Origin of the sequence: Formosa sp. Hel1_33_131, from assembly GCF_001735745.1 — a bacterium.
Classification (GTDB): Bacteria; Bacteroidota; Bacteroidia; order Flavobacteriales; family Flavobacteriaceae; genus Hel1-33-131.
Genome location: NZ_CP017260.1, coordinates 181111 through 195631 on the forward strand (window position 1 = coordinate 181111; position 14521 = coordinate 195631).

11 protein-coding genes are annotated in these 14521 nt (G+C 36.8%); all 11 read left to right on the forward strand.

The annotated features are described in order from the left end of the window. Positions 1-195 precede the first annotated feature (195 nt). The 11 genes from FORMB_RS00885 (at position 196) to FORMB_RS00935 (ending at position 14437) form a co-directional block, all read left to right on the forward strand. On the forward strand, positions 196-705 hold the full coding sequence (locus tag FORMB_RS00885; RefSeq protein ID WP_069675663.1) for a DUF3575 domain-containing protein: 510 nt from the start codon (positions 196-198) through the stop codon (positions 703-705). Between the two features lie 60 nt (positions 706-765). Next, entirely contained in the window at positions 766-1395 is a 630-nt protein-coding gene (locus FORMB_RS00890) for a hypothetical protein (RefSeq protein WP_069675664.1), read from the forward strand. A gap of 116 nt (positions 1396-1511) precedes the next feature. After that, entirely contained in the window at positions 1512-2075 is a 564-nt protein-coding gene (locus FORMB_RS00895; protein ID WP_069675665.1) for a hypothetical protein, read from the forward strand. 89 nt (positions 2076-2164) lie between these two features. Further along, positions 2165-5140, forward strand: a complete 2976-nt coding sequence (locus FORMB_RS00900) for an amidohydrolase family protein (RefSeq protein WP_069675666.1) — start codon at positions 2165-2167, stop codon at positions 5138-5140. Between the two features lie 11 nt (positions 5141-5151). Then, the gene (locus FORMB_RS00905; RefSeq protein WP_069675667.1) at positions 5152-6450 is read left to right on the forward strand and encodes an amidohydrolase family protein; all 1299 of its coding nucleotides are present in this window, start codon (positions 5152-5154) and stop codon (positions 6448-6450) included. Positions 6451-6538: 88 nt separating this feature from the next. Then, entirely contained in the window at positions 6539-7336 is a 798-nt protein-coding gene (locus tag FORMB_RS00910) for a TrmH family RNA methyltransferase (RefSeq protein ID WP_069675668.1), read from the forward strand. 90 nt (positions 7337-7426) lie between these two features. Next, positions 7427-9643 carry a RelA/SpoT family protein gene (locus tag FORMB_RS00915; protein WP_069675669.1) on the forward strand — a complete coding sequence of 739 codons (2217 nt, stop codon included), beginning with the start codon at positions 7427-7429 and terminating at the stop codon, positions 9641-9643. A 25-nt stretch (positions 9644-9668) separates the two neighbouring features. Next, positions 9669-10130, forward strand: coding sequence for a Fur family transcriptional regulator (locus FORMB_RS00920; protein ID WP_069675670.1), 462 nt, complete (start codon positions 9669-9671; stop codon positions 10128-10130). A 5-nt stretch (positions 10131-10135) separates the two neighbouring features. Beyond that, positions 10136-11407 (forward strand): adenylosuccinate synthase, encoded by a 1272-nt coding sequence (locus FORMB_RS00925; RefSeq protein WP_069675671.1) that lies wholly within the window; start codon positions 10136-10138, stop codon positions 11405-11407. Between the two features lie 70 nt (positions 11408-11477). Continuing rightward, positions 11478-13262, forward strand: coding sequence for an OstA-like protein (locus FORMB_RS00930; RefSeq protein WP_069675672.1), 1785 nt, complete (start codon positions 11478-11480; stop codon positions 13260-13262). Then, complete coding sequence (locus FORMB_RS00935) at positions 13262-14437, forward strand: aspartate aminotransferase family protein (protein ID WP_157498208.1); 1176 nt, start codon at positions 13262-13264, stop codon at positions 14435-14437. The genes FORMB_RS00930 and FORMB_RS00935 overlap by 1 nt, the downstream gene beginning before the upstream one ends. Positions 14438-14521: the final 84 nt, after the last annotated feature.

Sequence of the window (14521 nt, forward strand, 5' to 3'; positions counted from 1 at the left end):
TGGCTATCCCTATTTTTTTTTATAATTTTATCACTGATTCAGACCCAAGTCTAAATCTTCAGAAGCGATCTAACCAGTCGTAAGATATTATTTTTACTATTAGTAACATTGAATGCATCCCTGTGCGCGTCCATTATTGGAGACTATCAGAGTTGGGTGTCAATGTGTAGTTATAAATAATTTAAAACAAGAACAATGATTAAAAAAATGATTTTAGTATGTGTAATCACATTAACGTTTAACGGGCTCTCAGCTCAAGAAAATATTGTAAAAGCCTCAGGAATTGTTGGAAATGCTGGTGTTCAATTTGAACGCTCCCTTTCTAACCATTTTTCAATAATTGGACAAGTGGGGATTTCATCAATTACAACAACAGTAAATTCTAACAACTCAAAATCTAATGGATTTGGATTTTATGTTGAAGGCAGGTATTACTTTTCTTCTAATAAAGATTTAATGGAAGGATGGCATATAGGACCGTATTACAATAGCTTCATGACAAAAGATGATAAGGATTTAAAAACTAACATATCCTCTTTTGGATTGGGTACAGGGTATCAATGGGTTTTTGATTCTAAAGTTACTCTGGGAATTGTATTCGGTGGAGGAAGTTTAAATATTGATAGTGATATACCCGAAATTGAATTTTTAGAAATTTTTGGATTTCTACCACATTTGGGATTGTCGTTGGGGTATAATTTTTAAGGTGAATTTAAACCCAAAACGTCATTGCATTTAGTGTGCATTTGTGATAAATTATTCTATATGAAAAGAGTACTATTAATAATTGTATTTTTAATAAGTCCAATTAGTAATGCACAAAAAATTAAAACAATTTTATTTTATAAAAGTGGAGATTCTATTGAAGGATTTTCAAGGGGCGTTAAATACGACGACATCAGTTTTTGTAAAGAAAAAAAAGGGAAATACAAAAAAATCGGCATCACTAATATTGATAAAGTAATTCTATACCATAAAGAAGGAAAAGAAGAATATCATCATATATATGTTAAAAAGAAGAAAAAGCAAAAAGAATTTTTCGCAAGATTAATTTACAAAGGCGTTATTAATCACTATATCTATTCGAGAAATAATAGTTTTAACTATACCACATACAATAAAATAAATATTGGTAACGGGACTGTTATTAATCAAGCTAATCAACATAGTGTTGGACGCAATATAAATTTCTTTTATTTAAAAAAAGAAAATGATAAGCAGGCAGTTTTCATGTCTGATGTCTATTTTTCGATTTTTGGCGAAAAGGTTTTTAGGAAAAATGCTACGAAATTTTTCAACAATTGTAGTAAACTAGTGAAAAAAATAAAGTCTAAAGAGTTCAAAAAATCTGATATAACAGAAATTATTGAATTTTATAATAGTGAATGTGAATAACAACTATTGATTAGTAGAGTAAGCATTTGTATGTTGGATCCCCAAGCTATTGAGAGCGTCCACCCTTATGGCCATCAATATAAGAACCTAAAAAAAGATGTCATATAGCTTTATAAATGCCCTCAAACCTCCCTCTATCATCAAAAGACGCACTCACAACACTGGCCAAAAGTTATGGCATCACTTCATGGAATGAATTAACCAAATTCGTTAGAAACTTACCTTATGGACGAAATAAAAATCGAACGGATTTTGGATTGGTCTTATCTGAAAAAAGAGGAGGTTGTAGTTCAAAACATGCCTTTTTAAAAAGCATGGCAGATTTAAATAAGATTCCAAATATTAGCTTGGTACTAGGAATGTACAGAATGAACGTTTCGAACACTCCGAAAATTGGTACTGAATTGACTAAAAACGGGATTGACTACATTCCTGAAGCGCATTGTTATCTAAAAATCAATGATATCCGGAATGATCTAACGACAAAGGAATCTGAATTTAAAAACATCGAAAAAGACCTCATTCAAGAAATAGATATTCAACCCGAGCAAGTCGTCGATTTTAATGTGGCATATCACAAAGCATTTATAAAAAACTGGTTAAAAACCACCAACTCAAAATTTAATTTTGAGCAAATTTGGTTCATCAGAGAAAAGTGCATCAAAAATTTAACTCCCTAATACAATCTCGAACAATTTAAAAGTTTACCAAATGCGTATGCTATTGAAAAATTTTAAATACATTTAACCTCAAACTAAATTCTATTTTAATGAAAAAATTAATCTTCCTTTGGAGTTTCTTCGGAGCGTTCGCTTTGTCTGCTCAAGATTATTTTCCAAAGAACGACGGAGTGAAATCTAAAAATACCAATTTCACAGCCATTACCAATGCGAAAATTCACATAACTCCTTCCGAAAGTATCGAAAACGGCACCTTGTTAATTCAAGAAGGAAAGGTGGTAAACGTAGGGATCAATGTTGAACTTCCTAAAAACACGGTTGTGATCGATGTAAAGGGAAAATCAATATACCCCTCATTTATTGATCTTTATTCTGGTTTTGGGGTTACAAAACCAAAACGAGAAAGTGGCGGAGGCCGATCACCACAATACAGTGCCAGCCGTGAAGGCTTTTATTGGAACGACCACATACGATCAGAGCAAAACGCCATCGATCATTTTAAATACGACGAAAAAGCGGCGAAGACATTATTGGAAGCCGGTTTTGGAGTTGTCAACACCCACTTACAAGACGGGGTCGTCCGCGGAACTGGAGCCTTAGTCGCTTTAGATTCCAAAGGCAGTGACTCCCACCGCATCTTATCAGATCAATCGGCACAGTACCTCTCCTTTACAAAAAGTGTGCGCTCACGACAATCCTACCCCTCCTCTATTATGGGCTCTATGGCGTTGCTGAGACAATTGTATTACGATGCCGATTGGTATGCAAAAGGAAACGTTCCCACAAAAGACCGGTCAATTGAAGCATTTAACCAGAACAAAAATCAAATTCAAATTATACAGGCTGGCAGCAGAGCCAATGCCTTACGTGCCGATACTGTTGGCGATCAATTTGGCGTACAATATGTCATTCTAGGTGGTGGCGATGAATACGAACGTATCAATGATATCAAAAACACAGAAGCAACTTTTATTCTTCCTTTGAACTTTCCGAAAGCCTATGATGTTGAAAACACATTTTTAACCAATTCACTGGAATTAGAAGCGATGAAAGAATGGAACCAACGCCCTGGAAACCCAATGGCTTTAGATGTCAATGGCGTGTCTTTTGCGTTTACAACAAAAGGTCTTAAGTCCATGAAAGACTTTAAAGCGAATCTTAAAAAAGCAATTGATTATGGCTTAGACAAAGTCACTGCCTTAGAAGCTTTGACCACACAACCCGCTCAAATTTTAGGAAACTCAAAACTTGGTAATTTGAATGTGGGGAGCTATGCAAATTTCTTAATTACTTCTGGGGATGTTTTTGAGGATAAAACCACACTTTATGAAAATTGGGTGAATGGTTCAAGAACCGTATTTGAAGATTTATCGAAGAAAGATATTAGAGGTAGCTACAGTTTTATGATTCATAAAGATAACTATGCCCTCAAAATATCAGGGACGCTGAGTAAACTTAAAACGGAGATCACATCGGATTCTTTGAAGTTAAGCAGCAGTTTAAAGTATGAGAATGATTGGATGCACTTAATGTTTTCGACCAAAGACACCACACAACAAGACTTTATTCGGGTGAATGCAAAAATTCATTTGGGTATGGAAAACATCACAGGAACTGCTACTTTACTTGATGGCTCATCCCCTCCCGTAGAAATCAAACAGACCGAGACAGCTACTGAAAAAGACGAAAAATCTAAAAAAGAAAAGGTCTCAACAGCGCCGAAACTACTGCCCGTAAGTTATCCTAACGGAGCCTATGGATTTACAGAACTCCCTCAAGCCGAAACGCTATTATTTAAAAACGCCACCGTATGGACCAATGAATCCGATGGAATTCTCGAAAACACAGATGTTCTCATAAAAGAGGGTCGTATTTCAAAAATCGGAACTAATCTTAAAAACTCAAAAGCAACCATTGTAGATGCTACCGGAAAGCATTTAACTGCTGGAATCGTGGATGAACATTCACATATTGCTGCAGCAAGTATCAATGAAGGCGGGCAAAACTCCTCTGCGGAAGTGAGTATCGAAGATGTCATTGATGCCGATGATGTAGATATTTATCGAAACCTTGCTGGGGGTGTCACTTCAATTCAGATTTTACATGGCTCTGCCAATCCGATTGGAGGACGTTCAGCGCTTATCAAATTGAAATGGGGCGAATCTGCAGAAAATTTAATCTATAAAAATACGCCTAAGTTTATAAAATTCGCACTCGGCGAAAATGTCAAACATTCAAATTGGGAGAGCTATAATCGTTTTCCACAAACACGTATGGGTGTAGAACAGCTTTACATTGATTATTTCACCAGAGCAAAAACGTACGATGCTCTAAAGAAAAGCGGAAAACCCTATAGAAAAGATACAGAAATGGAAGTGCTTTCTGAAATTTTAAACAAAGAACGTTTTATAAGCTGTCACTCCTACATTCAAAGTGAAATCAATATGCTAATGAAAGTCGCAGAGCAATTTGATTTCAACATCAACACCTTTACCCACATCTTAGAAGGTTATAAAGTAGCTGATAAAATGAAAGCACATGGCGCTGGTGCTTCGACCTTTAGTGATTGGTGGGCGTATAAATATGAAGTCAATGACGCCATTCCTTACAATGCCTCTATTCTGAACGCAATGGGAGTTGTGACTGCTATTAACAGTGACGATGCCGAAATGTCCAGACGCCTCAACCAAGAAGCTGCCAAAGCAGTGAAATACGGAGGCACATCTGAAGAAGATGCTTGGAAAATGGTCACACTCAACCCTGCCAAATTACTTCATATCGACGATAGAGTTGGAAGTATCAAAGTCGGAAAAGATGCCGATTTAGTACTTTGGAGCGACCATCCTTTATCGATTTACTCCAAAGCTGAAAAAACATTAATTGAAGGCGTTACTTATTTTGACATCGAACGTGATTCTAAACTAAGAGAAACAATTCAAGAAGAAAGAAATGAACTGATTCTTATGATGTTAAAAGAGAAAAATAAAGGCATGAAAACACAGCCGATAAAGAAAAAGGATAAACAGCTTTTACACTGTGACTCCATAGATAATAATCAACTATAAATATATAACAGATGAACATTATAAAATTAATTCTACTATCCATTGTTTGTGTATCTATAGGAAACGCACAACAAACACCCGCAGATACACAGTCAAAGTCAATCGCAATAGTGGGCGGTATTGCACACCTAGGAAATGGGACTGTCATTCAAAACAGCCTGATCACTTTCAAAAATGGCATCTTACAAACGGTCGCTGAATACAAAAAAACTGAGGCTATTTCTGAAATGGAAGTCATCGATGTGAAAGGTCAACATATATATCCAGGGTTTATCGTGCCAAACTCAACCTTAGGACTGATTGAAATTGATGCCGTTAGAGCTACTGATGACGATTCAGAACTGGGCACTTGGAACCCTCACATCCGAAGTTTAATTGCCTACAATGCCGAGTCTAAAGTCGTGGAAAGTATGCGTCCAAACGGAGTGCTTCTTGCACAAATCACACCGAGAGGTGGTCGTATATCAGGGACCTCATCCATCGTCCATCTGGATGCTTGGAATTGGGAAGATGCCGCGATTAAAACCGATGATGGGATTCATTTGAATTGGCCAAACACGTTCACGCGTGGACGTTGGTGGTTGGGTGAAGATCCGGGTTTAAAAAGTAATCCGAAATACAGCAGTCAAACTTCTGAAATTGAGGTCTATTTTAACAACGCCAAAGCAAATAGAAATAGTGCAAAAGCCAAATTAAATTTACCTTTAGATGCCATGGGTGGACTTTTTGATGAATCAAAAACACTTTACATTCATGTCAATGATGAAAAAGGAATTGTAGATGCTATTGAATTTTCAAAATCACAAGGACTTTCAAATACGGTTATTGTTGGTGGTTACGAAGCCTATAAGCTCGCAACCTATTTAAAAGAAAATGGAGTTTCCGTCTTACTTCAACGCGTACACTCTCGCCCCAACAGTGATGATCACGATTATGATTTACCATTTAAAATGGCACGTCTTTTAGTCGAAGCAGGAGTCACTGTAGGCTTAGAAACGAGTGGCGACATGGAACGCATGAATTCTCGGAACCTACCATTTTATGCAGGAACAACGGTCGCTTACGGATTGACCAAAGAACAAGCGTTGCAATTAATCACCCTTAACACTGCTAAAATTCTAGGCATCGATTCTAGTTATGGTTCTTTAGAAGTCGGCAAAAGTGCCACCTTATTTATAAGCAGCGGAGATGCTTTGGACATGCGAACCAACAATCTGACGAATGCGTTTATAGATGGACGTAAGATTAGTTTAGAAAGCCATCAAACAGAACTGTGGAAACGCTATTCCAAAAAATACGAAAACAACTAAAAATTCTTCTCTGTTATAATTCAAAAGTTCGAGTTTCGGCTTGGACTTTTTTTGTTTGGGCTTAAAAATTAAACACTATTTTTGTGCTATGGTTAAAACAATAAGCAGTCTTCAAAACCCTTTTATAAAACAACTGGTTCAACTCAAAGAAAAGTCGAAACTAAGAAAGCAAACGGGGTTGTTTGTCATTGAAGGGAAACGCGAATTGTCTTTAGCTATTAAAAGCAACTACAGCATTGAAACCCTTTATTATTATGCCGATTTATTTTCAGCATCCGAAGCTGCTTCTTTAGAGACCTATGGAATAGATGTGATAGAAATCACCAAAGCAGTCTATGGAAAAGTAGCCCACCGTGAAACCACTGAAGGCATCATTGCTGTGGCGAAAGCCAAAGATTTTGATTTAAAAAACTTAAAATTCAAAAGTAAAACCCCCTTAATATTAGTGGCGGAAGCGCCAGAAAAACCGGGGAATATCGGTGCCTTACTTCGAACGGCAGATGCTGCAAATGTAGATGCCATTATCATTTCAAATCCACTGACAGATGTATATAATCCAAACATCATTCGATCAAGTGTTGGCGGAGTCTTTACCGTCCCAATCGCAATGGGAACTTCAGAGGAAGTGATTGAGTATTTAAAAATACAAAACATCTCAATCTATGCGGCAACACTTCAGGATTCAGTGGTCTATGATTCCATTGATTTTAAGAAAGCAACCGCTCTCGTTGTTGGTACTGAATCAACAGGTTTAAGTGAACTCTGGCGCGAAGCTGCTACCGTGAAAATTCGCATCCCGATGCAAGGAAAAATTGATTCTATGAATGTCTCGGTTGCTGCAGGTATTTTAATTTTTGAAGCCAAAAGACAGCGGAAATTTAGCTAAAAATTACTTTTTAATCATTTGTTAAAACAATTTTTGTAAAAACTAACTTTAGTTATTGCGTGTTCCGTTTGATTGTAGTAATTTTAAATCATGACAGCAGCCGATATAGCACAAGAAAACGCAGCCATCGCTAAGGAGTATAAAGAACTCCTTAAGATTAGCTATAGAACCCTGTCAACAGCAGACAAAAAGTTAATTAGAAAAGCATTTGACGTTGCGGTTGATGCCCATTCCGATCAAAGAAGAAAGTCAGGCGAAGCCTATATTTTTCATCCCATTGCCGTGGCAAAAATCGTTGCTTCCAAAATTGGACTGGATGCAACTTCTATTGCGGCCGCACTTTTGCACGATGTTGTCGAAGATTGCCCGCGTTATACAATTGACGATATTCAACAATTATTTGGGGAAACTGTAGCCCGAATTGTAGATGGATTGACAAAGATATCGTCCTTAAATAAAGACATGAACGTGTCAATGCAAGCGGAGAATTTCAGGAAAATGCTCCTCACCCTTCACGATGACATTAGGGTAATTATCATCAAAATTGCCGACCGCCTTCATAATATGCAGACGATTCATTCGATGCCGGAAGACAAACAATTAAAAATTGCTTCTGAAACACTGTATATCTATGCACCACTTGCGCACAAAATTGGGTTATACAATATTAAATCGAAGTTAGAAGACTTGGCTTTAAAATATACGGAACCGGAAGTTTACAGTGGTATTTTACTGAAGTTAGAAGAAAGCAAAGAAGAGCAAGACCTATACATTAAAGATATTAGCAAGGTTTTAACAAAGGCCTTGAATAAAGAAAAAATAAAGTATGTCATAAAAGGACGTCCAAAATCTATTTTTTCGATTCGAAGAAAAATGCAAAATCAGGGCGTATCCTTTGAGGAAGTCTATGATAAATTTGCGGTACGAATCATCTATGAATCAGAAGAAAAAGACGAGAAGTTTATCGCTTGGAAAGTGTATTCGATTGTCACAGATCATTTTAGACCGAACCCAACACGTTTAAGAGATTGGATTTCTGCTCCAAAATCAACAGGTTATGAGGCCTTACACATTACGGTTATGGGACCAAAAGGACGTTGGGTCGAAGTTCAGATCAGAAGTGAACGCATGAATGAAATTGCAGAAAAAGGCTATGCCGCTCACTATAAATATAAGGAAGGCGAAAAAGAGCATGATGAGAATTTAGAAAGCTGGATTGGAAAACTCCAAGAAGTAATTGAAAATCCAGAATCCAATGCTGTAGAGTTTGTAGAGCAATTTAAGTTGAACCTCTATGCGAAAGAAATATTTGTGTTCACTCCTAATGGAGAATTAAAATCCCTGCCGAAAGATGCAACACCATTGGATTTTTCATTTAGCATCCATACCGAAATTGGCATGAAAACGAGAGGTGCTAAAGTCAATGGCAAATTAGTCCCCTTGAACCATGTGTTACAGAGTGGCGATCAAGTTGATATTATTACTTCTGAAAGTGCCAAACCAACGGTAAACTGGTTGGATTATGTCACGACAACGCGCGCAAAAAGTAAAATAAAATCTTCTTTAAAAGAAGATAAAAAAGCCGTTGCGATCGAAGGAAAAGAGATCTTAAGACGAAAACTCAAACAACTCAAAATTACTTTAAACGAACGCTCTATTAATGAATTGGTGAATTATTTTAAACTCAATACCAGTTTAGATTTATTTTACCGTGTTGGCATCAGTAGTATTGATAACACGATGTTAAAAAGCTTTGCGACTTCAAGAAGTAATGTCCTTGTTAGCTATATAAAAAATAAAATTACGCGTACCAAGGGACCTACAAAAGAAACCGTTGAAAAAGATGAAATCACTTCCAAATACGATATGTTGGTGTTTGGCAAGGAAGAAGAGAAATTGAACTATAAACTTTCATCTTGTTGCAATCCCATTCCGGGCGATATTGTTTTTGGGTTTCTAAGTATCAAAGAGGGAATTAAAATTCATAAAAAAGCCTGCCCAAATGCGGTAAGTCTTCAATCTAATTATGCGTACAGAATTATGTCAGCTAAGTGGATTGACTCCTCTCAACAGGTATTCAGAGCAGTTATCAAACTGACGGGAATAGACAAACTCGGATTGGTCAATTCGATTACAAAAGTGGTTTCTGAAAGTATGAATGTCAACATTAAGAATATAAATTTTGATGCGGACAGTGGCACATTTAAAGGACAAATTGCCTTGGAAGTCAATAATAATAATTTTGTTGAAAAATTGATGGAGCGGCTGCAAAAAATAAATGGTATCGAAAAAGTCTTTAGAGTCTAAAAATTAGTTTAAATTTGACCCTTGTATGAGTGTAAAAACCAAAAATAAAAATCAAGATATCGTAAAAAATGTTTTTACGAAATTTCTCGAAGAGAATGGCCATCGAAAGACTCCTGAACGCTTTGCAATACTTCAAGAAATTTATGACAACGAGAATCACTTTGACATAGAATCACTCTATATCAAAATGAAAAATAAAAATTACCGTGTCTCCAGAGCAACTCTCTACAATACAATTGAATTATTATTGGACTGCGCTTTGGTACGAAAACATCAATTTGGGCAGAATCAAGCGCAATATGAAAAATCGTACTTCGACAAACAACACGACCATGTCATCCTCACAGATACAGGGGAAGTCTTTGAGTTTTGCGACCCAAGGATTCAATCCATTCAAAAAACAATAGAAGAAGTCTTTGATATCGATATTCAAAAACATTCGCTGTACTTCTACGGCACAAAAAAAAATACTAAAATTAACGATTAAATAGCATGGCAGTAGATTTACTACTTGGATTACAATGGGGTGACGAAGGCAAAGGAAAAATTGTAGACGTACTAACCTCCAATTACAACATTATAGCACGATTTCAAGGGGGACCAAATGCAGGTCATACCCTAGTTTTTAACGGCATGAAGCATGTGCTTCATACGATTCCTTCAGGGATTTTTCATGAGGACGCCGTAAATTTAGTTGGAAATGGAGTCGTGATCGATCCTGTAATATTTAAAAATGAATTGGACAAATTAGCGACCCAAAATGTAGATTACAGAAAATCGTTAGTGATTTCTCGTAAAGCGCATTTAATACTCCCCACGCACCGCTTGTTAGATGCCGCTTCAGAAGCATCCAAAGGAAAAGCCAAAATTGGATCGACTCTTAAAGGGATTGGCCCAACGTACATGGACAAAACGGGTCGGAATGGCATCCGTGTTGGCGATTTAGAATTAGACAACTGGAAAGACAAATACCGTGCTCTAGCAAATAAACACGAGTCCATGGTTAATTTTTATAACGTGGATTTAGAGTATAATCTAGAGGAATTAGAAACTGAATTCTTTGAAGCCGTTGACGTCTTAAAATCTTTAAAATTTATAGATTCTGAAGAATATTTACACCAAGCATTGCGAGATCAAAAATCAATTTTAGCAGAAGGCGCACAAGGGTCTTTATTAGACATTGATTTTGGAACCTATCCGTTTGTAACCTCTTCCAATACAACTGCTGCGGGTGCATGTACAGGACTGGGAATTGCACCGACTTCCATCGGTGAAGTTTTTGGAATTTTCAAAGCCTACACCACTCGAGTGGGTTCTGGTCCCTTCCCTACTGAACTGTTTGATGAAGATGGTGAAACAATGGGACGTGTAGGACAAGAATTTGGTGCCACTACAGGACGCTCACGTCGTTGTGGATGGTTAGATCTTGTAGCACTACGTTATGCATGCCAAGTGAATGGTGTGACACAACTTATGATGATGAAAGCCGATGTACTCTCTGGATTTAAATCTTTGAAAGTCTGTACTGCCTACAAATATAAGGGGGAGATCATTCAGCATTTCCCATATAATGTGGAAGTGGAAAACATCACACCAATTTACACGGATTTTGAGGGCTGGGCAGAAGATTTAACCGAGATGGATAATGAATCAACTCTCCCAAAATCATTAAATGCTTACATTGATTTCTTGGAGAAAGAATTAGAAATTCCAATCAAAGTTGTTTCTGTAGGACCCGATCGAAAACAAACAATTTTTAGATAAACATTAAAATAATCTTAAGTTTTATTTAAAGAACTCAATATTACCTATTTTTGTCATAAACTATTCCACGTTGAAACATAAAAGCATTTATTACTTAGTATGCATTCTATTATTTTTAGGATCCATATTGCATGCACAAGAGCGACGCAGAATCGAAATTGAATATGCGCCATTTATGACATTTGACGAATCGAATCCAGATGCGACCATTCTTACTAGAAACAATTCAAAACAAGTACACATCAAACATGAAGGTATTGAATTGTGGTGCGATGAGGCCATCTATTATGGGAAGCAAGATTTTATAGAAGCCTACGGAAAAGTTCATGTCAAGCAAGGCGATACGATTAACATGACTTCAAAATATGTTGAATACAGCGGGAATACACAACTGGCATTTGCGAGTGGCACCGTTGTTTTAACAGATCCGAATTCCGAGATCACTACCGATACTTTATACTTTGACAGAGTCAAACAACAAGCATTTTACAGAAGTTCAGGGAAGGTCGTCCGAGATACCACAGGAACGATTACGAGTACGATTGGACGTTATTACATGAAGTCCAAAAAATACCAGTTTGTAAATAATGTCAAACTTGTAAATCCAGAATACGTCATTGAATCCAAACAACTTGATTTTTATACACTATCGGGTTTTGCGTTTTTATTTGGTCCCACGACGATTACCAGTGAAACCAGTGTTATTTATTGCGAACGCGGATTTTATGACACTCAAAAAGACACCGGTTATTTTGTGAAGAACTCTAAAATAAATTATGACGAGCGCATTGTTGAAGGCGATAGTATCTATTTTGATCGCAATAAAAAATTCGCGTCAGCAACCAATAATATTACCATCACAGATACGCTGAATAACACCATCGTTAAAAGTCATTATGCAGAGGTCTTTAGAGAAAAAGATTCTGTATTTGTAACCAAACGTGCATTGGCGATTACCCTTCAAGAAAACGATTCCATTTTTGTACATAGTGATACTTTGATGGTCACGGGAAAACCTGAAAAAAGAATTACACGAGGCTATTATAATGCTAAAATTTATAAATCCGATTTAAGCGGCAAAGCCGATTCAATTCACATGAATCAAGAAACTGGATTGACACAGTTAATTAATTTGGATAAAAACACAGCAAATGATCCGTTTTACAAAGTGCAGCATCCGATTTTATGGAATTTAAAAAACCAGATCACAGGCGATTCCATTCACTTAATTTCGAATTCTAAAACCGAATCCATAGACTCATTAAAAGTCTTTAATAATGCATTTATAATCAGTAAGGACAGTCTGGGAGATGGATATAATCAAATTTCAGGGCAAAAGTTATTTGGCTTATTTAAAAATAACAGTTTATCAACGATTGATATTATTAAAAATGCTGAAAGCATTTACTACCTCAGAAATGAAGACAATGAATTGGTTGGAATTGATAAATCAAAATCAGGTTCTATTAAAGTATGGATCACTGAAAATACGATTGACGAGATGCGTAAATACAATCAAATTGGAGGAAAAACGCATCCTGAAATTGAATTTCCAGAAAATGAAAAAATTCTTAAAGGATTTCATTGGCGTGATTCGGAGCGTCCCACTAGTGTAGAGGATTTGTTTAAAGACGATCCACCGCTCGTACTTCCCACAATAAAAGGGTTGGATGCCTATGTTCCTCAAAAGGAGTTTTTTGATCCAAAGTTGTTAGAACGTGTAAAAAAAGCACGTCCAAACCCGACAAAAAGTTTAGATACTACCGTAAAACCAAAAAATAAAGCGGCCAGAAAATTACCTAAAAAATTTCTAAACAAGCCAAAGAAATTAAAAAAACCAATCAAGAAAAATTGATTACAAACGATTTTTTTAAACACCAAGCACAGACAACGCCACATCCTTTAGCGATGGAAATTTCTTATGCGGTGGGGTCATATATTTATGACCAAAATAAAACACCATATTTAGATTTTGTAGCAGGCGTTTCTGCTTGTAGTTTGGGCCATCGACACCCGAAGGTTGTAGCGGCGATTAAAAAACAACTGGACACTTATATGCATGTGATGGTGTATGGAGAATACATCCAATCCCCTGCTGTAAAACTGACCAAATTACTCGCTTCGCATTTACCACCAAAACTAGAAAAAACATATTTGACCAACTCAGGTACGGAAGCAATTGACGGTGCCATGAAACTCGCACGACGCTATACGGGACGGTCTGAAATCATTTCTGCTAAAAACGCCTATCACGGAAATACCATGGGAGCTTTGAGTGTCATGGGCTATGAAGAACGAAAACAACCGTTCCGACCGCTAATTCCAGACATTAGATTTATAGAATTTAACAGCCTTACAGACCTTTCTAAAATCACCACAAAAACTGCGGCAGTCATCTTGGAAACAATCCAAGGAGGTGCTGGATTTATTGAGCCTAAAAACAGCTATTTAACCAAGGTTCAAGAAAAATGCAATGCCGTGGGTGCGTTGTTAATTTTAGATGAAATTCAACCGGGTATAGGACGCACAGGAAAACTCTTTGGTTTTGAAAACTACAACTGCGTTCCCGATGTTGTTGTGACCGGAAAAGGACTTGGTGGCGGCATGCCGATCGGTGCTTTCACAGCTTCGGAAGAAATGATGAACAGCTTATCTGACCATCCAAAGTTAGGACACATCACCACCTTTGGTGGCCATCCTGTTATTGCAGCAGCAGCCTTAGCAACTCTGGAAGAAATTACAACCAGCAGCTTAATTCCAGAAACCCTAGAAAAAGAAGCCTTGATCCGTAAACACCTCCAACATCCATTGATAAAAGAGATCAGAGGAAAAGGATTAATGTTGGCTTTGATGTTAGATTCATCAGAAATTGCAAATAAAATAGTCTTACAAGCAAAAGAGGATGGTTTGATTTTATTTTGGTTGCTCTATGAACCAAAAGCAGTTCGAATTTCACCCCCACTTACCATTTCCAAAGAAGAAATTGTAAAGGGTTGTCACATCATTCTGAACATTATAAATTCCATTTAAACAACACTGTTAATTATTTTGTTGAAAACATTCGAGGTTTTTGGGTGTTTCAAGCAGATATAACCTTAAATTTATTAGTGTAAA